This is a genomic window from Paenibacillus tabacirhizosphaerae (genome assembly GCF_040812395.1).
Taxonomy (GTDB): domain Bacteria; phylum Bacillota; class Bacilli; order Paenibacillales; family NBRC-103111; genus Paenibacillus_E.
The window spans coordinates 187,967-207,949 of record NZ_JBFNXH010000007.1 but is presented as its reverse complement, the minus strand read 5'-3'; the positions used below and the strand labels follow the sequence as shown (position 1 = coordinate 207,949).

Below are 19,983 nucleotides of genomic sequence, written 5' to 3'. Positions count from 1 at the left end.
CCTTTCCTAATATGCTTTGTGTAGTGCTTGCGATGCATGAAAAACGTTAGTATTGCAAGGCATAGACAAGCAGTGTCGTACAGAAGGCAATACTTATGAAGATGATTGCCAATATTTTCCTCTTACGTGCATACAAACAGAGTGCAGCTAAAACAAATACAGTTAATTGCAGGATTATACTTACCCATAAAGGCAAAGAGATCGAAGCGTGAGGCGCGAGAAAGGTACCCCATGCAAAGATGACAATTATCGGAGTACTCAACGCAAGCAAGATTTTAATCGGCATGCTCGCCTTGACACGATATCCCCAGTAGCCAAAGACTGTGAAAGCTGTGATCTCCAGAATAAAGCACATCGCATCGAGCACGTTTTGGATAATTACCATGTGTGATTTATTTCCATTCTCTGCAATTTAGTTAATTTATTCATCCCCTATACCTTCACTTTCTGTTGCAAGTCATTGATCAATTCTCTCAACTGCGTTTCTGGATGATCATCACACAGCCCACCGTGATAGCAGATAATACGGTCTATCTTGAAAGATAGCAATTTCGATAACGATTTTATCGCACTTTGCATATCTGGGGTATTATGCGGATTAGGTCCTTTTAGCTTCCCATTCATGCTTTCCAGTGCATCAGCGGACACCAAAGTTCTGTTGCTGTTCAGATATAGGCAGATATGGCCTGGGGTATGTCCGGGTGTATGAATGACGGTTATTCCGCCGCAAACATCCAGCATCTGACCGTCTGATAACTCTTCATCAATGACAATCTTGGGCGGATTTGCGCATAAATGTTCGACTTGCTTGCGAATCTGTTCAGGAAGCTTCTTCAAGTGTTCTCCAATAAGTCGAAGATCCATCTTAATTGGGTGTTTTGTTCCATCCAGATAAGGGCGGTCCATTTCATGCGCATACACTTTAGTTGAAAGGTCTTGCAAAAGTTCGGCAACACCGCCAAAATGGTCAATATCCTGATGGGTAACGATGACAGTATCCAATGTGCCGTGCGGGATGCCTGCCCGCTCGATTGCCGCTTGAATGTCCGCGCTCATCCCTGGCATGCCGGCATCGATCAAAATCGCGTGCTCTTCATCCCAGACTAGCGTCGGGTGAATCATCGTTTTCTGTCCGAATACCTCCATCTCGACTTCAAGCATTTCCACTCCCTGAATAATTTTCATGTTCGTACTCCTTTTATTTGATATCAACAACGTTTATGGAAGTAGGGCGTTAAGCCGCCGATAGCTTGAAAATGTCCTTGACATACTATTTTTTATCCTTTTGTCATTTTTAATTTAAAGCCGTTGAGAAGTGAATCAAAAGCTTCCTCGAAAGTTGAGCTCAAGCGATTCATTAGGTCATTAGGGGACTCTTCGGTCTGCGAGTACGTGCTGACGATACCATCCAACATATAGAAATAAATGCGATTGAATTTCAACAACTGATCCTGGTTCGGCGGAAAGGGGAAAATTTCTTGAAGAACCTGCCCAATCTGCTTGAATATGTCGATGCGAATCCTGTTAAGCTCTAGTTCCGGATTCTCTTCGTCCACTCTTGTCCCTTTTGCGATAAGAATAACATGGTAAATGGATTTGTTCAGAAAGCAGAAACGGATGAACTCCATGCTAATTTCCATGAGCTTTGCTTCTTGCGTGAGGTTGTTCTGTTTAGTAAGCACATTAAATCTTTCCTTCAGTTCAATCAGCGGAGGCATGGACAGCGCATGCAAGAGATCTTCTTTATCCTTGTAATAGATGTAGATTGTTGTGTGGGAACAGTCAGCTTCTTTCGCAATCTCTCTCATCGTCACGCCATTATAGCCTCTATCGGCGAACAGCTTTCCCGCAGCGAACAAAATCGCTTGTTTCGTCTCCTCCGAACGTAACTTATGTCTTGTCATTATCCTTGTAACCTCTTTTATATAGAATTTAGTAACCAATGGTTATAATGTAACCTGCGGTTACTAAATTGTCAACAATTTCCTCTTATGGGCTTGGTCCTAAACTAGGATCATTTGCTCGCGAAGCTGATCCAGGCCGCTTACTTACAGCTTAATGCTGGCTTTCCCGAACGGTTTCCTTTGTATCACATGAGCGGCACCCGCCCCGTTTACATAGTAAAGTACAACTTTATCTCAGTCAGGGTTCGTAATATAATTAATAACAAAGTTTGCACCAAGCTTCTTCGCTTCACACGGCTTACCTGTTCGCCGAGTTTAATGACTTCGTCGACCCGTCGGAACCCGGAATCAATGGCAGCGTCTGATTGGGATTACAAAATCCTTTGACTACACTCAAATCCCTAAAGGGAAACTGCACGCAAGCGGATTAACACTTCGCGCGGGCCATGCACAGGTACCAGACGCTCCGCTGCCACAATGGAATCAAGACCGAATGATTGTTGAATTTCAAATGTTTTCATAATAAGTAGACCTCTTATTTTGGATTTGTATGTTGTTCAAGCCCCTTTATGAAGGAGTTGGAAGTATGAGTGAATTTGCCATGTCTAATGAGATCGAATCGCCGTGCCATTACCGCCGTGCCCTGGAAGTAGTTTCAAGTAAATGGACGGTGCTTGTTTTCTATGAACTGGAGTTCGGTAAAAAGCGTTACAGCGACCTGAAAAAGCGGGTCGAAGGCGTGACGCAGAAAATGCTGACCCAGACGCTGCGCCAACTGGAGAGGGACGGACTCGTCGTTCGCTGCGTGTATCCGACCGTCCCCCTTACCGTTGAGTACGAGCTGTCGCCATTAGGTGAAACTTTAATTGAACCGATGCGGGTGTTGCACAGATGGACCGATGCTCATTACGATTCCGTCTTGCAGTCGAGAAGAGTGTTCGACCAGGAGAACGCATAACCGAGAGCTTGCCGTCAGGCAACGCTTTTTTTATTTCAGCTTGCGCAGCACCTCGTTGATCAGCGTATATACATCATGGCCGTCTTCAAATACATCAGTCATCGCATAAAAGAGGTGGATCATGCCGGAATAGCGCTTGTGTGTGACCTGAACACCGTTCTCAACCAGCTTTTGTGCATACCGTTCGCCTTCATCACGCAGCGGGTCATACTCTGCAGTCACAACCAATGCCGGTGGTAATCCGGCTGTGTCGCCATATAGTGGCGAAGCGAGCGGGTTCGTTCTTTCAGCGTCTGAACTCAGGTAGTGACCAGCGCAGTATTCGAGAAGCGCAGTTTCGAGGAAGTAACCTTTTCCGTATGTGTGCTTCGACCCGTAGTCTCCGGTCCAGTCGGTCAACGGGCAGAGCAAAATTTGATAAGCGATAGAGAATGTGCCTCGTTTGCTTGCTTGTTGTGCCACGACGGCGGCTAAGTTACCTCCGACACTTTCCCCAGATACGGAGATTCTCGATGGATCGAAACCCAGCACTGCTGCATTCTCGTACACCCACTGTGCCGCATAGATAGCTTCATCGACAGGTACAGGGAATTTATGCTCCGGCGCAAGGCGGTAATCGACGGAGACGACCGCGTGGCCTGTTTCTGCCGCCAGTTTACTGCACATCGGATCGTAGTGCTCCATTCTGTTGAAGACGAATCCGCCGCCGTGGTAAAACACGATCACCGGCAGTTGCAGGCTTTCGCTCGGACGGTAAATTCTTACTGCGAGTGTTCCGTGCGGACCGTTTAGTTCCACATCTTCCGTGCTTGCCAGCGCGACGGTATCGGAAATGGCGTTTGCGACAACGACTTTTCTGATCTCGTTAGGCGACATGTGATGGAGAGCCGGGAACCTCGTGATATCCTCCAAAAATCTTTTTGTTGATTCGGGCATCAGGTTGTTCATCTTCTATTCCTTCTTTCGTTTTATTTTTAAGTTTTTGTTGTTTTCTTGTTCCATGAGTAAACAATAAATTATTTTTTTTGAATGCGTAAGAAGGCACTTTAAAGTGGCCTACCGACTTAAAAGTGTCTTTTTTGCCGCGAATGGAGGAGGCGTTTAGCGATCCGAACGATCCGTACAAGTTGACTGGAAGCGGCAGAACCGGTTTGAACACGGTCGATGGATACAAATTGAGGGGCGTACAATGGATACGGAGAGTCGGTGATACCGCAGGGAGGACTCAACAATGCGGGATTCGAAGCTGATGCAGTCGGGCATAGCGGCAAGTTCCAACTGACGCATGGGAAATCAAGCGGCTACGAAATCCAGAGCACTTGGCAAAACGTATTCGATTCGCGGTGTTTCCAAGTTGATGCACCGAATGGAGCTAAGCTACACCAAACCCACGTACACCTTGGCAACTGCTGACGAAGAAAAACAGAAGTTGTTTGTCGAAACGACCTTCCCTAGGTTAAAAAAATTACGAGAACGGCGAAATTGATCATTTATTGTTTGAAGATGAGAGTATGATACGTGATTATCAGGCGCTGCAGAAGACGTGGTTTGCCAAAGGAAAGCAGCGAATCATTAAGACGACAGGCAAGCATCGCGGCGTCAAATTGTTGGCCGCGCTTGACTATGCCGATGGTAAAATCGTCTGGCGGGAAGACGATCAATACAATGCAGCGGCCTTCTTAGCTTTCCTTGAGCAGGTTCTAAAGGCGTACCCATGCGGAAAAGTTGTCATGATCCTGGACAATGCTCGTATCCATCATGCCAAATTGCTCGAGGATTTTCTGAACGAACAAAAAGATCGCCTTGAACTGGTTTTTCTCCCCGCATACAGCCCTGAACTCAACCTTGTGGAAGGCCTTTGGAAATGGTTGAAATCAAAGATCATCGATTGTTTATGCATCAGGATGTAAGTTTCTTTGGTTCAACTTATATAGTTTGAGTGAAGGGACTGCCCACAAGTCATGAAATTGACTTGATAGATCTTCATATAGATAGGCCAGAGCAAAGGTAACCCATGCTCCGGCCTATTTTTGTTTGTTTTTTTTGCATAGCGATGGAAATAAGAAAAATACTAAGGGTGCTTACCAGAATGAAGAACCGCTTTTCAAAAAACGATACGCAGATCCGTACAAAGTATTTGGTGAAAATATTTTTCAAAAATTAAAAATTGGTGAAATTAATTTACAAACACTTAAATTTATGATATTTTTAATCTTGTCAAACATTATAACTGCAGGAGGGGAATTCAATGAGATTAGAAAAGTTCCATGGTATCATACCGGCTTTCTATGCATGCTATGACGATCAAGGCAATATCTCGGAAGCCCGGACCAACGATTTATGTGATTATTTGTATGAAAAGAAGGTTCAAGGCGTCTATGTTGGGGGAAGTTCCGGTGAGTGCATTTATCAGAACCTCGATGAACGTAAAGAGGTACTCCGCTATGTAGCGAATCGATTGAAAGGCAAAATGACGCTGATCGCCCATGTAGGAGCACCTTCTACAAGAGATAGCGTTGAATTAGCCAAGCATGCTGCAGCGTTGGGATATGACGCTTTATCCGCAATACCGCCAATTTATTTCAAGTTGCCGGATAGCTCGGTTTATAAATATTGGAACGAAATTATCGAAGCAACTCCTCTGGATTTCATTATATATAACATTCCTCAAACTACGGGTTATACGTTGACGACAGCGCTATTTGAGAAGCTCCTTTCGAACAAGAAGGTGATAGGAGTTAAAAATTCATCGATGCCGACCATGGACATTGAACGATTCAAAAAAGTTGGCGGGGACGATGTGATCGTATTCAACGGTCCGGATGAACAGTTTGTCGCAGGAAGAATGATGGGAGCGGATGGCGGAATCGGCGGTACGTATGCGGTGATGCCGGAATTATTTTTGCAGGCTAATGCGTTCCTTCTTCAAGGCAAGTTCGAGGACGCGAAGCTCATTCAGAGCCAAATTAACGATATCATTATCGCGCTATGCTCGCAGAATGGGTCCATGTACGCAGTGATCAAAGAAGTTCTGAATCGCAGGGGCGTTAATATTGGCAGTGTCAGAGGGCCGCTCGAAGGAATTAGCACGGAGGATAGGGATCGAATTGACGGCATTGTTCAAATGATCGATCAGGCGATTCAACGATTCTGCAAATGAAGCAAGTGACGAAAAAAACCATTGTATGTTTCGGGGATTCCAATACGTGGGGTTATGACGCTGAAACGGGCTTAAGATTTGCCGAAGAGACGAGATGGACGGGCCTTCTGGCTTCTCGTCTTGGCAGCTCGTATCGCGTTGTGGAAGAAGGGCTCAGCGGCAGAACCAGCGTGTGTGAAGATCCGTTATTCGAAGGGCTGTCGGGACTATCTTATCTTTATTCATGTCTGATGTCGCATTCGCCGTTGGATATGGTTGTGATTATGCTCGGAACGAATGACACGAAGGATCGCTTCGGCCTCACTTCGTTTAATATCGCTCAAGGCATTGTCAGGCTGGCGAAGAAAGCGAAAGCGACGGAGTCCGGAAATGGCGGGCGGCCTCCTGAAGTTCTTGTCGTTGCCCCGCCTCCGATCGGAGAGAAGTACATCGATACAGCCATTGGCAAGCCGATGGGGAATCAGTGCAGCACGAAATCGTTGGAGCTGGCCGAACATTTGGAACATCTGCTCCAGGGGACAGGCATTCATTTTGCCGATGCGAAAGCGCGAGTCGCTATGAGTGAGGTTGACTACATGCATTTGGATCGCGAGGGTCATCTTATGATGGCGGAGTTTATGAAAGACCAGATCACAACTATAGTAGACGAGGGGTAGGTAATTCTATGAAAAAGCGTTTTCCTGTTGCTGTTCTTGCTCTGACGATGTTGGCCTCAATTGTTGCGGGTTGCACAAGCGGCAATAATGAATCGAAAGCTACGCCTGGTGCGGGGCAGGGAACTTCCGCGAAAAAAGTAGAGCTCAAAGTTTGGCTGACGCCGCAGTGGAAAGGCGTTCTGGATGCAACTGAACCAGGTGCTGACTATGACAGCTTCCTGAAAGCCGCGGCTGAGAAATTTACGAAGCAATACAAAAAGTATGACGCCAAAATTAATGTGGAAGTTATCGCCGGCGACCAGCGCGATCAGCTTCTGAATGTTAATCTAAGCAGCGGCACGGCGCCTGATGTTTTCTTTGAAAGCGCTTTTGCGATGGGGGATTATGTGCACCGCGGTGCGTTGGTACCGTTAACGGATATTGTCGATGACGCTGCCAAAAGCGATATTTCCAAAAACTTCTGGGATGCAGTGACGTATGGCAAAGATATTTACTTCTACCCATTCCAGCATAACCCGGGAACTCTGGTTTACAACGCGGATATGTTCAAAGCAGCAGGTTTAGAGAAGTACGTCGGCGGGGATACGGAAATTAAAACATGGACATTTGCGGAATACGAGCAAATTTTGAAAGCTCTTAAAGAGAACCTGCCCAAAGACAAGTACCCCAAAGTGTATCCTATGTCCTTGTATGCTGTAAACAATCAGGGGGATACATGGAACCTGGCTTATATGAGAATGTTTGGCAACAAATTCTTTGATGATCAAGGAAATATCGTTGTGGATGACGAGAAGGGTGTTAAGTCGGCGGCTTGGTTGAAAAAAATTAGGGATGCCGGTTACACGAATCCGGGACCTGAATCAGTATCGTCGAACGATGCCAATGGCATGTTCCGTAATCAGCAATTGGCCATCAGCTTCACGAATCCGATATTGTTCAACAATACCAAAGCGGATATGGCTAGCGGCAAAAATGCCAAATTCGATATGCGTCTTGCCAACATTCCGTCCGAAAGCGGAGATCCGCTGTCCTTTACGTATGTAGTAGGAGCAAGCGTATTCCAAAATAAAGATCAAAGCAAAGTCGAAGTCGCTAAAGATTTTGTTAAATTCTTCTCCTCGGATCCGGAATTGGTGAAATCGTCGAAGAACGGCATTCCTGTAAGATCTTCCGTCGCTAAAGAGCTCAAAGACGTGAACCCTCTTTTTGCAGCGTACGATGCCAACTCCAAATATTTGTTCAATTTTAGCGGCAACGTTCCAGGCTACAGCCAATTAAGAGAAGTTCTTTATCCAGAGCTTCAAGCGTTGTATACGGGAGCCAAAACTCCTGAGCAGGCCGTAAAAGATTATCAATCCAAAGGTAATAAAGTCATTCAAACCAATAAAGAAAATTCGGTTATTTATCAAAAGAAATAAATGAATCAACAATACACGATTATCAGCCTCGGGATCCTCTCGATCCCAGGCTGCTTAATTAGAAAGGTATGGCGATATGAGAATACGTAATCAATCCATCAAAGATAGTATCACCGGTTATTTGTTTATTTCTCCGCAGATGCTCATTTTCCTTGTTTTCTTGGTATATCCGATTATTGAAGGCATAAGACTTAGCTTGTATCGGATTAATTATCAAACTGAAAAGTTTGTTGGACTGGACAATTACGTGTCTCTGTTTAACGATCCCGTATTCTTTAAGGCGCTCATTAATACAGTTGTGTTCGTTGTATTTATCGTTATTCTTACGGTCGGATTCGCGTTGTTTGTAGCTTCCGCCGTATTTGACAAGAATGCCAAGTATGTCTCATTCATTCGAGGAAGCTACTATGTTCCTGTCATGGTTTCCATGGTAGTCATGAGTATGGTGTGGAGCTTCTTATTGAATCCTGCTAATGGGCTTATCTCTTATTTTTCGCAGGAAGCGGGTTTCGGAACAGTTAATTTACTGGGGAAAACAACAACGGTTATGCCGGTTATTATATTCGTAACGTTCGCAACAAACGTCGGACAAGCGATCATTTTGTATATTGCCGCGATGCTCGGCGTTCCTAAAGATTTGTTTGAGGCTGCAGAGGTGGACGGCGCGAGCAGATGGCAGGTCATTTCCAAAATCCTCATTCCTTCCGTTCAGTCCACAACCGTTTATATTGGGATTATCAACATCATTGCTGTTTTGAAGATATTCGTCGTTATTCAGCTTCTGACAGGCGGAGGACCGAATAATGCCTCTGTAACGCTAATGTACTACCTCTATAATAATGCTTTCAAATATAATCAACTTGGAATAGCTTCAGCTGTAGGGGTTATTATGTTCGTGATTACATTGTTGTTGTCGGTCCCGCAGTTAAGAAGCTTAATTAAGGAGAAGTGAGGGGGGTATTCAGCATGTCGAAGTCAAATAACAAGAAGAAGATGGAGCGTTTTGATGTCATATCGAATGTGCTCATTTTCCTCTTCGCTATTCTTAACTTGTTTCCTTTGTATTGGTTATTTACAAGCTCGCTCAAAAACAGCTCGGACGTTGTGAAGATGCCGCCTGACTGGTGGCCGACCACGATCACTTTCTCCAACTATGTGGATGTGTTTCAAAGCCAACCGGCACTGCGGTGGGCATTCAACAGCGTGTTTGTATCTGGCGCCACAACGATTCTTGTCATTGCCGTAGGGGCGATGGCCGCATATGCTTTTTCGAAAATCAAATTCAAAGGCAGCGGCATCATTTTTATCATTTTTGTTTCAAGCTTGATGATTCCCAAAGAAATCATGATTGTTCCATTATTTCGGATTACGCAGCAATTCGGAATGGTTAACAGCTACAGCGGGATGATCTGGCCGAACGTTGCCACCGCATTTGGCGTATTTTTGTTAAAAGGTTTTTTTGACGCAACTCCGAATGCATTAAGAGAAGCGGCGCGGATTGATGGCGCTGGGGAATGGAAAACCTTCGTCAGAGTCATGCTGCCGATTATCAAACCCGGCATCGGCGCGTTATTCATTTTAAACTTTGTTCAAGTGTGGAACGATTACTTATGGCAATCCGTCGTAGGGCAAGAGAAGAACATGAAAACGTTGATGGTAGGTACTGCAACCTTGATGCAGGATCTTAATCCGAATTTCGCATATAAAATGGCGGGAGCTACGGTCGCTGCCGTTCCAATGCTGTTGATTTTCATCGTATTCCAACGCTACTTTACCCAAGGAATGACAGCAGGGGCAGTTAAAGAGTAAAAATAACAGGTTTGGAGTGAAAATGATGGATACAAAACATACAATGCTGGATAGGATACAACGTAAATTGGTCGTTTCTTGCCAGGCGTTGCCGGAAGAACCGCTGCACAGCCCATTCATTATGGGAAGAATGGCTTACGCGGCATTCTTGGGCGGGGCCTCGGGGATTCGGGCCAACAGCGTAGCTGATATTAACGAAATTAAGAAACATGTCGATCTGCCGATTATCGGAATTATCAAACAAGTTTATCCAGGATCCGAGGTATTTATTACGCCTACGATGAAGGAAGTCGATGCGCTCTATCAGGAGGGCGTAGATATGATCGCGATGGATGCAACCAATCGCATTAGGCCGGATGGCTCGACGATTGAGGAATTGTTTCCAAAACTAAGAGAAACGTATAAGGATCAGCTTTTTATGGCGGATTGCTCCACGTATGAGGAAGCGGTCAGGGCTGCCGAATTGGGATTTGACTGTGTGGGGACTACGTTAAGCGGTTATACGGAAGCGACGAAAGGCAGGTCTTTGCCTGATTTTGAAATGGTCGAGAAACTCTTGGGGACTGTATCCGTTCCCGTTATCGCAGAGGGGGGCATCTCCACGCCTGAAGAATTGAAAAGAATGTTCGAATTAGGCATCCATTCGGCAGTTGTGGGATCCATCATCACGAGACCTATGGAAATTACTAAAAAATTCATCAAGGCTATTCAGTAGGCCATGACGATGAGGATTTTAGCGGCGGACATTGGCGGAACCAACACCAAGATGGGGATTTGCGACGAGCGAGGAAATATTGAACAATTCCAGGAATATCCCACGGAAAGCCAAAGCCGAGGCCCCCATGTTATGGATAGATTGCTTGTCCGGATGGCGGCGTATGCGAATTACGATGCCATTGCCATTAGCACGGCCGGACAAGTAGATGCCGAAGAAGGATATATTGTTTATGCTAACGAGAATATTCCGGATTATACAGGAACGAAGATTAGGGAGATCGTTGAGGGTCGATTTCATAAGCCGGTCAAGGTAGAGAATGATGTTAATGCGGCGGCGCTAGGCGAAGCGTATTTCGGTTCGGCGAAATCTTATCGTGATTTCCTGTGTCTTACGTTTGGCACTGGCATTGGCGGAGCCATCATGATTAATCATGAATTATACCGGGGAGCGAACGGAGTGGCGGCGGAGTTCGGCCACATGTTTACGCGCCCGTTGCCGAAATTGAAAGGCGAAACGAGAACGTCTTACTATGAAACCAATGCCTCAACAACGGCCTTGATCCGCATGGCTCGGCAAGCTGATCCGGAATGTGTGGACGGGAAAGTTTTTTTTGATAAAATAAGGTTAGGAAACGATTCCCTCTATCAAATCTTGGATGCCTGGGCTGCTGAGGTAGCTGTCGGCTTAGCTACGCTTGTCCACATTTTTAATCCTTCGGCAATTGTCGTAGGAGGCGGCGTCATGGAGCAAGATGATCTGGTTCGTCTAGTCGAGGCGCAGACCAAAGATAGGATTATGGATAGTTTCGCGGACGTGAAAATTCTTAAGGCGTCTTTGGGGAATAAAGCTGGCTTGTTAGGCGCGGCATCCCTATTCTTACGCTGAACGAAGCGCACCGGGTATCGCAGCTGTGCGCAGAATTGTCTTAATCTTGTGGTCAAAGTAGGTGACGGGTTGCGCGTTATTCATATCTTTACAACGATACATTCCCAATACAACAATCTGACAAATACAGAAAAAAAAGTGGCGGACTATGTGCTTGAAAACGCGAAAAGCGTCGTGTATATGTCGATCACTGATCTCGCGGATAGCTGCGGCGTCGGGGAATCAAGCATATTCAGGTTTTGCAAATCGCTGAGCTATAAGGGTTACCAGGATTTCAAAATTGCACTGGCGCATAGCATTACCGTGGAAAATGAGATTCCGCAGCTCACGGAAAAGGTTCTGATGAATGATTCGATCGAACAGGTTGCTTCCAAAGTGCTTTCAACCAATATTAGCGCGCTGAACGAAACATTCAATTTAATCGATAGCTTGAAAATTGACCAAGCCATCGATCTTCTGCTTCAAGCGGAAAAAATCATATTTTTCGGCGTAGGCTCTTCATTAATGACGGCCATGGAAGCGAAAATTAAGTTCATGCGCATCACCAACAAAACGGAATGCACGATCGATTCGCATCTCCAGATGATGTCTGCGGCACTGATGACGAAACGGGACGTTGCGGTGATCATTTCGTATTCCGGCTCAACCAAGGATTCCATTGAAGTGGCAAAAAAGGCGAAAGAATCCGGAGCTGCCATCATTTCGATTACCCGGTTCGTCAAATCGCCTTTAACCTCCTATTCAGATCTTACGCTGCTATGCGGCGCAAACGAAGGTCCTCTTCAAGGCGGATCTTTGTCAGCGAAGATTTCTCAGCTTTACTTGTTGGATGTGCTGTACGTGGAATATTTCAAAAGATCCTATGAGGAATCTATAAGGAACAAGGAAAGCACGGCGGAATCCGTGGTTATCAAACTGCTTTGAGGCAGGCATATGGACGAACAGTCTTCTGAGCATGCATAACTGGGGGGAAAGCATCATGATTATAGGCACAATGTCATTATGGGAAAATCAATCTAAATTCGAGCATCCAATCGTCGTGGCGGCATTAGAGGAACTCCATAAAATCCTCAAGGGAAATCCCGCAGAAGGGCGATTCGAGATCAACGGCGACAAGATGTACGCTTCGATTATGGAGTTCGATGCAAAATCGAAGGATGATCTGTTGGCTGAGAAGCACGAGCAGTATATCGATGTTCATTACTTGATCGAAGGCGAGGAACACATCGGGTGGTCATCGCTGCGGGAAGATGACAAGCTTGCGAAGGCTTATGACTCTGAACAGGATTACGCGCTCTATGAGCCTTCGTCAGATGAGATGTTGCTTCCTATGAAGCCGGGCATGTTCGCCGTGTTCTTCCCTAACGATGTTCACAGACCAGGTATGGGACAACCATCAACGAAAATCAAGAAAGCAGTCGTCAAAGTTCATGTGGGGCTGCTGCTCTCGTAACTTTCTTCGAATCTTGCTCGTCAACATTCCAAATGTACATGCAGGCATCCAATGACTCTTCTTTGGATGCCTTGTTTTCCTTATTTGTAGAAAAGCGGGTTGAACGGGTATTTTCTGGCAGATGATATGCCAACGGGATTGAAATACGTTATATATCAGCTTATGATAAGATAATAATGTACAGTAGTATGGATGAAGGGTTAGCCCTACTACTTTTTGTATTACATGTTAATGGAGGCTTGCAATGACATCTGACATTTCCTATACAACGGAAGAAATATCTAAACTTCTAAAGATCTCCAAACTAACCGTTTATGATCTAATTAAAAAAGGCGATCTGCCTGCCTATCGTGTCGGAAAGCAAATGCGTGTGGATGCCTCGGATCTTGAAGCCTATAAAATACGTGCGAAAGGCGGTATGGTTTCCACTGCAAAAAAGGAATATATCGAGCCGATTACGCAGCACTCGTTTCAACCAGCTCCATTTTCCAAGCAATCTCTCGTGATAACCGGACAAGATGTTAGCTTGGACATTTTAGCCAAACATATCGAAAGAAATGTAAGCCATTACAGACCGCTTCGCGCGTATGTTGGGAGTATGGATAGTCTAATCTCTATGTATAAGGGTGAATCCGATATTGTCAGCACCCATCTGTTGGATGGCGACACGGGCCAATATAATATTCCTTATATCCGAAAATTATTAATTGGTTCTTCCTATGTGGTTGTGAATCTCGTTTCACGTTCAGCCGGCCTATACGTGCAGCTAGGGAATCCCAAACAGATTTATGACTGGGCTGACCTAAAAAAGCCCGGACTTCGATTGGTCAATCGTGAAAAAGGATCAGGCGCACGTGTTCTTCTTGATGAACAACTCCGGCTTCATGAAATTCCGCATCAACTGCTAAGCGGTTATGAGCAGGAGGAATCTAATCATATGGGTGTGGCTGGCAAAGTTGCCACGGGGGAAGCGGATTTCGGTGTAGGGATTGAAAAGGCGGCATCTATGGTTGGTGGCGTTGATTTCATTCCACTTATTCAAGAGCGGTATGATCTTGTCATGCTAAAAAAACCGGAGAACCTTGAATGGATTGAACGAGTGAAGCAAATCTTGCAATCGGAATCCTTTCACAATGAGCTGCGTCCTATCCAAGGATATGATTTATCTCAGACAGGACGCATTTTATACGAGACTTAACGTATTAGAATTTCTGCATGACAAATCAGGAGTAAAAAACTAATAAACATCTTTTGCATACCGTTTTGTTTGTAACATCTCCTTCACATAGCTCTCCGCCTCAGTGGAACTCATGCCGCTATGCTGCTGAATGATTTTTTTGAGCGCAGCATCAACCTCTTTGGCCATCTGGCTTGCATCGCCGCAGATATAGAAATGAGCGCCTTCTTTCAGCCATGCCCACAGCTCTGCTCCGTGTTCCATCATGCGATGTTGGACATAGATTTTATCGGGCTGGTCACGCGAGAAGGCGGTATCTAAGCGTTGAAGATAGCCCTCTTTTTGTAAAGCCTCCAGTTCATCTTTAAAGTAGAAGTCGCTTTCTGCTCTTTGTTCGCCAAATATGAGCCAGTTCTTCCCTTTTGCCCCGATAGCCTGACGTTCTTGCAGGAAGCCTCGGAAGGGTCCTACACCAGTGCCCGGTCCAATCATAATCATCGGTACATCCGGGTTTGCAGGAGGGCGGAAATTGGCAGACTTCTGTACGAAGACCGGAATATCGATATGGGGCTCCGCTCGATCCGCGAGAAAGGTGGAGCAAACGCCTTTTCTTGATTTCCCGTTGAATGGATAACGTACGGTTGAAACTGTGATACTAACTTCGTCGGGATTCGCTTTCGGGCTTGATGAAATGGAATACAACCGAGGTTGTAAGGGCTTGAGGATGCCGATCAAATCATCCGCGCTGACGGTAACCGGAAACTCTTGAAGGAAATCGGCCAGTTGGCGTCCCCAAAGCCACTTTTTCAGTTCCGATTTATTTTCGCTTTTCAGAAGATGCCCGAGTATCTCACTTTTGGCGCGTTCCTGAACGAATTGGAGAATCCCTGGCGTGATACGGACAATTTCGAAGTGACGGAGCAGGGCTTCACCGAGTTTCATTTCTCCTCGATCTTTGACTGTTATTAGAACAGTCGGATCTAACTTAACCGCCGCCAAAATCTCTTCGACCAGTTCGGGACAATTGGTTGGCCATACACCCAAGGCATCCCCTGCCTCATATTGCAGTCCGCTGTTCTTAAGGTCGAACACATAATGGCGCGTCTCTTTTTCTGAACTTTCTTTACTTAAACGCCGGTTGACGACGACACCTGTACGCAGCGGATGATTTCGGTCATACGCCTTCTTTTCTACAACTTCGACCGTTGCCGCTGCTTCCTCAGCAGGGCTCAAGATGGTGTCGGTTACGGGAAGCGGTGTTGGTGCGGAACTGCCATCAGGTTCGTTTAAAGCTTTCGCAATTGCGGTCATCCATGTTTCGACTTGCTCCCCAAAATCCGTATCGCAATCGACGCGACCCAAGAGCCGACGAGCGCCAAGCTGATCTAAGCGCGTATCAATATTACGTCCGAATCCACAAAATAGATCGTAATTGGTGTCTCCGAAAGCAAGGACGGCGTAGCGAAGATCGGGCAATCTCGGCATGTTGTCTGCCTTCAATGACTGCCAAAAACTCTCGCCGTTATCGGGTGGATCGCCAGCGCCAAATGTGCTCGCGATGAAGAGGATATGTCGTTCGGCAGTTAGATCAGCTATATGGTAAGCGTTCATATTTACAAGTCGAATGTCGTACCCGGCATCTTGCAGTTTCTTCGCGCAATCGTTGGCAGCTCCTTCCGCGTTTCCGGTTTGCGAGGCCCAAACAATCGTGACAGGAAGCTTGCTCGCTTTCTCTGCCTCCGGCGGAGAAGAAGGGGAGCTTTCTGGTGATGTTGGCGCCACAAGCGTTAGATTGGCTGTTGGTTCGGGAAGATACGTACGGGAGAACATCCCGGCGAGCATGCCATCCAGCCAATTCCGTTTGGTCGGATCAAGAGGCGCGGTAGGGGGCAGTACCGGAATGCCCGAAGCTGTCCGCGATTCTTCCGTTCGCAAACTGGTTATAAATCCGGAAAGATACGCTTTTTCATGACTTTCCAGCGTAATCACCGAGGATGTTTGAATACCCAACATGCTTGCGAGCGTATCGATTTGCGCCATATGCACAACCTCCTTTTGTTTGGTTGCCGTTCCGCTGATAAGAACGGGAATTTGAGTGCCATCGACTTGTTCCATGGACGGAATCGTTTCAGAATGCGGGGCAACCCGGATCAGAGAGACGGCGCAATATTTAAATTCGGGTTGAAAAGATATAGGGTCAATCGCGTCATTGGTGACGTCGTTGATGGCAAGCTTTTCACCGAAAACATCATTCCAATGAAACGGGGCAAAGCAATTTCCGGGACGCACTCTGTCAGTAACCACGGCGGGCAGAATAGCAAGGCCGCGCCGTGAGTGAATTTCGATACGATCTTGGTCGGCTACGCCGAGCGCCTCTGCATCTTCAGGGTGAATTTCGATAAATGGACCCGGGTTCAGCTTGTTTAGCATGGGAATTTTTCCGGTTTTGGTCATGGTGTGCCATTGATGCTGCAAACGGCCCGTGTTCAGTACAAAAGGAAATTCACTGTCCGGCATCTCTGCAGGCGGTAAATAGGGGCGTGCCAGAAAGATTCCCTTGCCAATTTCGGTCGGGAACACAATGCGCGGTCGGCTGCCGTCCGTATTCTCCTTCAGTTTCTGGCTGATTCCATCGTTCAAGTATCGGATCGGATTCCGATCATCCGCGCTGTCTGGCGCACAGGGCCATTGCATCGGAGTTTCACGAAGACGTTCATAAGAAGCGCCCCGGATGTCATAGCCGGTCTTGGGATTCCATGCTTTTTGGATTTCTTGATATACCTCGACAGAAGAAGTGTAGGTAAAAGCGGCGGAATAGCCCATTTCACAAGCGACTCTGGCGATAATCTGCCAGTCAGGGAGCGCTTCTCCGGGGGGATCGACCGCCTTCTGCATCAGTGTCAGGTTCCGCTCAGAGTTAATCATGACTCCCTCGGCCTCTGACCATAATGCGCCAGGGAGCAAAATATCGGCATATCGATTAGTTTCGGTATCGAAGAACGCGTCCTGTGTAATAACCAGTTCCGCTTTCTGCAAGCCGGCGATAACATTTTTGCGATTGGGAACGGTGGCTACAGGGTTCGTACAGATGATCCAACAGGCTTTGATGTCTCCAGCTTGCATACTTTGGAACATCGATACCGTACCGGTTCCTATTTCAGTCCTGAGGGTACCTGGCGAAACTTCCCACATGTCCTCGATGAACATTCGATCGGTCTCAACAAGCACGGAACGTTGCCCAGGTAGTCCGGGGCCCATATACCCCATCTCTCGGCCGCCCATAGCGTTCGGTTGTCCGGTGAGCGAGAAGGGGCCGCTGCCGGGGCGGCAAATTTTGCCGGTAGCCAGATGCAGATTGCAGATGGCATTCGTATGCCACGTGCCATGTGTGCTTTGATTGAGCCCCATTGTCCAGCAGCTCATCCACTCGGGAGATTCGCCGATCCATAATGCCGCTTGGCGGATATCCGCTTCGGGGATGCCTGTAATTTCAGACACTTTGCTCGGCGTATATGCTTCCAGAAAGTCAGGCATGATCTCCCAACCGGATGTGAATTCGGCGATAAATGCCGAATCTGTATGACCGTTTTTGACAAGTAAATGCAAAAGACCGTTCAGAAAGGCAAGATCAGTACCGGGTTTGATCTGCATGAAGAGAGTTGCTTTGTCTGCGGTCGCATTGCGGCGCGGATCAACGACAATCAGCTTGGCTCCCGTTTTGACCCGATCCATGACCCGAAGGAAGAGAATCGGATGGCAGTCAGCCATGTTGGCTCCGATGACGAAAAACAAATCCGTGCGATCCATATCCTGATAAGAGCCGGGAGGACCATCCGATCCAAGCGAGAGTTTGTAGCCGCTGCCTGCGCTTGCCATGCATAAGCGCGAGTTGGATTCGATGTTGTTGGTACGAACAAATCCTTTGGCCAGTTTGTTAATGAGGTACTGTGCCTCCAAAGACATTTGACCGGAGACATAGAAGGATAGAGCGTCGGGTCCATGCTCATCGAGGATTGCGCGCAGTCGCTTGGCAGTTTCGCTTATTGCAACGTCGATACCGGTTCTAATCGGCTCTTCGTTTCGATTTGAACGGCTATAAGCATATTCCATTCGTCCCGATTCAGCGATGGCTTGCGCGCATGTGTTACCTTTGGTGCACAACCTACCGAAATTAGTGGGATGTTCTTTATCACCGGTCACTTTGGTTACGCGATTGCCAAACACTTCAAGCACGATTCCGCATCCTACGCCGCAATAAGGGCAAACACTTTTCACTTTTTTTGTTAGCATGGTTGACATATGGATTCACCCGCATTTTCGTGCATAGCACGGATGGATTTGTTCATACATGGAATGGAATGTAAAAAAAACAAAACATAACTGAATATAACTAATTATCATAAATATATATCGCCCTACGATTGAAGTCAAGATATCCATGTTATAAAATATGACACAAAAGATATAAAATTTGATTGTGATTTAAATAATTGATTTTTCGTGTTATATAAAGTGACTTAACTGATCTTTATTATGTGGGTCTTCCAATTGTCCCGTGATAGTGAATGCTGTACACTATATGTATTCTGTTTTTCATAAGGAGCCCTGATATGAATGAAAAGCCATTGTCCAAGGATGTGTACGAGCAACTAGCTTTATTCCGATATCGCATTCGTAAATTCATTCGGTTCAGCGAGGAAGCTGCACGGGGGAAGGGACTTACGCCTCAATATCACCAACTAATGTTGTCTATTATGGGGTTCCCTGAACGGGACTACGCTACGCCGAAAGAGCTTGCTGAACGTCTGCAAATCACCAGGCATGCTTGTGTAGAGCTTATTAAACGGTGTGAAGAAATGGGTTTGGTTCAGCGGTTCCCGAATTCGGAGGATAAACGCAGTGTTTTCTTGCGATTGACCGGATATGGCATGGGGATACTAGAGGAACTGTCCGAGATTCACATAGATGAGTTAACGAGGGCGGGTTTGCTTGAATTTCATAACGAACATACATGATCCTCTTCGTTTATGAAGAGGCTTTTTTAATAGTATTCAATTGTGAGCGGAACTACGATGCGTTAAGAGGCGGTATTTTCAGTTGTAGCGACATTTTGCGGAACTACCGTGCGTTATGTGCAGGAAATGCTGGGTTTCAGGCAAGTTTTCGCTCATTTAACGCACCCTAGTTCCGCTTCAGGGGGAGAAAAACGTGGTTACCGTGGAATAAGGTATCGTAGTTCCGTCGAAATCGCTGTGCACGGAGAATAGGCGGTCCGGCAGTACCTCCTCGGGCGCGCGTTGTACGCCGCCGCATGGCGGCTGTCACACGTTTTCTTGCGAAGCTTGCTGAGACGAAATCGGCGAAATGTACCCGGAATTTTGCTCTTACAGAGGTGTTCATGGATAGGAATACCGAATCGAGGATCGGTTAGGGAAAAGAGAAGTGGAAGGCAGCACGAAGTAGAACAGAAAGAGAATGGCTGTGGGGTGAAAAAGCGATAGCGGCCGCCTTTAAAGTCGTGTTCGCGCCACTTTGTTCAATCAAGGAACACGACAAGCGGTTGGAACCATACCCAATTCCCTCCCATGCCTAGACGTATGGGTTTGGACTAAGGACTTGAGGCACAGCCTCAGGTTTTTTTGCGTTCTGTGTAAATTCAGCATGTCAAGACCAACTGCTAGTTATTTAAAGTCACCGTTCTATCTAAATATGATTCAATGAAATATAACATAAAAGACATTGAATTTTATCATAGTGCGATATATATTGACTATAAATAGATGGATTTAGATATAATTGACGAATTAAGTCGCAGGATGGAACAAATAATCGATTGGGAAGGGGA

At 46.3% G+C, this 19,983-nt stretch carries 17 protein-coding genes and 1 pseudogene; 13 read left to right on the top strand and 5 right to left on the bottom strand.

Annotated elements, in window-relative coordinates; all coding sequences use genetic code 11:
* Positions 1-46: 46 nt before the first annotated feature.
* The 3 genes from ABRS97_RS15150 to ABRS97_RS15140 all read right to left on the bottom strand — a co-directional run bounded on the left by ABRS97_RS15150 (position 47) and on the right by ABRS97_RS15140 (position 1,904).
* Positions 47-385: a YrdB family protein gene (locus tag ABRS97_RS15150; protein WP_367814948.1), complete on the bottom strand. Its 339-nt coding sequence runs from the start codon at positions 383-385 to the stop codon at positions 47-49.
* A 47-nt stretch (positions 386-432) separates the two neighbouring features.
* Positions 433-1,185, bottom strand: coding sequence for an MBL fold metallo-hydrolase (locus ABRS97_RS15145; RefSeq protein WP_367814950.1), 753 nt, complete (start codon positions 1,183-1,185; stop codon positions 433-435).
* 92 nt (positions 1,186-1,277) lie between these two features.
* Entirely contained in the window at positions 1,278-1,904 is a 627-nt protein-coding gene (locus ABRS97_RS15140; protein WP_367814952.1) for a TetR/AcrR family transcriptional regulator, read from the bottom strand.
* Between the two features lie 601 nt (positions 1,905-2,505).
* Between ABRS97_RS15140 and ABRS97_RS15135 the strand changes: the two genes are divergently transcribed.
* Positions 2,506-2,862 (top strand): winged helix-turn-helix transcriptional regulator, encoded by a 357-nt coding sequence (locus ABRS97_RS15135; RefSeq protein WP_367814953.1) that lies wholly within the window; start codon positions 2,506-2,508, stop codon positions 2,860-2,862.
* A 30-nt stretch (positions 2,863-2,892) separates the two neighbouring features.
* Here the strand turns inward: ABRS97_RS15135 and ABRS97_RS15130 are convergent, their stop codons facing one another.
* Positions 2,893-3,810 (bottom strand): alpha/beta hydrolase, encoded by a 918-nt coding sequence (locus ABRS97_RS15130; RefSeq protein ID WP_367814955.1) that lies wholly within the window; start codon positions 3,808-3,810, stop codon positions 2,893-2,895.
* Between the two features lie 373 nt (positions 3,811-4,183).
* Here ABRS97_RS15130 and ABRS97_RS15125 point away from each other — a divergent pair.
* The 11 genes and pseudogenes from ABRS97_RS15125 to ABRS97_RS15075 all read left to right on the top strand — a co-directional run.
* Positions 4,184-4,748, top strand: a pseudogene (locus ABRS97_RS15125) (IS630 family transposase); the annotation flags it as partial.
* A 362-nt stretch (positions 4,749-5,110) separates the two neighbouring features.
* The gene (locus ABRS97_RS15120) at positions 5,111-6,022 is read left to right on the top strand and encodes a dihydrodipicolinate synthase family protein (protein WP_367814957.1); all 912 of its coding nucleotides are present in this window, start codon (positions 5,111-5,113) and stop codon (positions 6,020-6,022) included.
* Complete coding sequence (locus tag ABRS97_RS15115; RefSeq protein WP_367814959.1) at positions 6,019-6,678, top strand: SGNH/GDSL hydrolase family protein; 660 nt, start codon at positions 6,019-6,021, stop codon at positions 6,676-6,678. The genes ABRS97_RS15120 and ABRS97_RS15115 overlap by 4 nt, the downstream gene beginning before the upstream one ends.
* 8 nt (positions 6,679-6,686) lie before the next feature.
* A complete protein-coding gene (locus tag ABRS97_RS15110) occupies positions 6,687-8,096 on the top strand; it encodes an ABC transporter substrate-binding protein (protein ID WP_367814961.1) in 1,410 nt (469 codons plus the stop codon).
* 76 nt (positions 8,097-8,172) lie between these two features.
* Entirely contained in the window at positions 8,173-9,048 is an 876-nt protein-coding gene (locus ABRS97_RS15105; RefSeq protein ID WP_367814963.1) for a carbohydrate ABC transporter permease, read from the top strand.
* Positions 9,049-9,062: 14 nt separating this feature from the next.
* Positions 9,063-9,905: a carbohydrate ABC transporter permease gene (locus tag ABRS97_RS15100; protein WP_367814966.1), complete on the top strand. Its 843-nt coding sequence runs from the start codon at positions 9,063-9,065 to the stop codon at positions 9,903-9,905.
* A 25-nt stretch (positions 9,906-9,930) separates the two neighbouring features.
* Positions 9,931-10,620 (top strand): N-acetylmannosamine-6-phosphate 2-epimerase, encoded by a 690-nt coding sequence (locus ABRS97_RS15095; RefSeq protein WP_367815246.1) that lies wholly within the window; start codon positions 9,931-9,933, stop codon positions 10,618-10,620.
* 9 nt (positions 10,621-10,629) lie between these two features.
* Positions 10,630-11,508: an ROK family protein gene (locus tag ABRS97_RS15090; protein ID WP_367814967.1), complete on the top strand. Its 879-nt coding sequence runs from the start codon at positions 10,630-10,632 to the stop codon at positions 11,506-11,508.
* 69 nt (positions 11,509-11,577) lie between these two features.
* Positions 11,578-12,432 carry a MurR/RpiR family transcriptional regulator gene (locus ABRS97_RS15085; protein WP_367814969.1) on the top strand — a complete coding sequence of 285 codons (855 nt, stop codon included), beginning with the start codon at positions 11,578-11,580 and terminating at the stop codon, positions 12,430-12,432.
* Positions 12,433-12,487: 55 nt separating this feature from the next.
* Positions 12,488-12,961, top strand: coding sequence for a NanQ anomerase/TabA/YiaL family protein (locus ABRS97_RS15080; protein ID WP_367814971.1), 474 nt, complete (start codon positions 12,488-12,490; stop codon positions 12,959-12,961).
* A gap of 244 nt (positions 12,962-13,205) precedes the next feature.
* Positions 13,206-14,159, top strand: a complete 954-nt coding sequence (locus ABRS97_RS15075) for a substrate-binding domain-containing protein (protein WP_367814973.1) — start codon at positions 13,206-13,208, stop codon at positions 14,157-14,159.
* Between the two features lie 39 nt (positions 14,160-14,198).
* On the opposite strand, the gene ABRS97_RS15070 is transcribed toward ABRS97_RS15075, so the two are convergent.
* Entirely contained in the window at positions 14,199-18,437 is a 4,239-nt protein-coding gene (locus ABRS97_RS15070; protein WP_367814975.1) for a sulfite reductase subunit alpha, read from the bottom strand.
* Positions 18,438-18,748: 311 nt separating this feature from the next.
* Between ABRS97_RS15070 and ABRS97_RS15065 the strand changes: the two genes are divergently transcribed.
* Positions 18,749-19,153 carry a MarR family winged helix-turn-helix transcriptional regulator gene (locus tag ABRS97_RS15065; protein WP_367814977.1) on the top strand — a complete coding sequence of 135 codons (405 nt, stop codon included), beginning with the start codon at positions 18,749-18,751 and terminating at the stop codon, positions 19,151-19,153.
* Positions 19,154-19,983: the final 830 nt, after the last annotated feature.

Coding starts and splice junctions, on each gene's coding strand:
- ABRS97_RS15150 (WP_367814948.1), bottom strand. CDS start 385: ATGGTAATTATCCAAAACGTGCTCGATGCGATGTGCTTTATTCTGGAG.
- ABRS97_RS15145 (WP_367814950.1), bottom strand. CDS start 1,185: ATGAAAATTATTCAGGGAGTGGAAATGCTTGAAGTCGAGATGGAGGTA.
- ABRS97_RS15140 (WP_367814952.1), bottom strand. CDS start 1,904: ATGACAAGACATAAGTTACGTTCGGAGGAGACGAAACAAGCGATTTTG.
- ABRS97_RS15135 (WP_367814953.1), top strand. CDS start 2,506: ATGTCTAATGAGATCGAATCGCCGTGCCATTACCGCCGTGCCCTGGAA.
- ABRS97_RS15130 (WP_367814955.1), bottom strand. CDS start 3,810: ATGAACAACCTGATGCCCGAATCAACAAAAAGATTTTTGGAGGATATC.
- ABRS97_RS15120 (WP_367814957.1), top strand. CDS start 5,111: ATGAGATTAGAAAAGTTCCATGGTATCATACCGGCTTTCTATGCATGC.
- ABRS97_RS15115 (WP_367814959.1), top strand. CDS start 6,019: ATGAAGCAAGTGACGAAAAAAACCATTGTATGTTTCGGGGATTCCAAT.
- ABRS97_RS15110 (WP_367814961.1), top strand. CDS start 6,687: ATGAAAAAGCGTTTTCCTGTTGCTGTTCTTGCTCTGACGATGTTGGCC.
- ABRS97_RS15105 (WP_367814963.1), top strand. CDS start 8,173: ATGAGAATACGTAATCAATCCATCAAAGATAGTATCACCGGTTATTTG.
- ABRS97_RS15100 (WP_367814966.1), top strand. CDS start 9,063: ATGTCGAAGTCAAATAACAAGAAGAAGATGGAGCGTTTTGATGTCATA.
- ABRS97_RS15095 (WP_367815246.1), top strand. CDS start 9,931: ATGGATACAAAACATACAATGCTGGATAGGATACAACGTAAATTGGTC.
- ABRS97_RS15090 (WP_367814967.1), top strand. CDS start 10,630: ATGAGGATTTTAGCGGCGGACATTGGCGGAACCAACACCAAGATGGGG.
- ABRS97_RS15080 (WP_367814971.1), top strand. CDS start 12,488: ATGATTATAGGCACAATGTCATTATGGGAAAATCAATCTAAATTCGAG.
- ABRS97_RS15075 (WP_367814973.1), top strand. CDS start 13,206: ATGACATCTGACATTTCCTATACAACGGAAGAAATATCTAAACTTCTA.
- ABRS97_RS15070 (WP_367814975.1), bottom strand. CDS start 18,437: ATGTCAACCATGCTAACAAAAAAAGTGAAAAGTGTTTGCCCTTATTGC.
- ABRS97_RS15065 (WP_367814977.1), top strand. CDS start 18,749: ATGAATGAAAAGCCATTGTCCAAGGATGTGTACGAGCAACTAGCTTTA.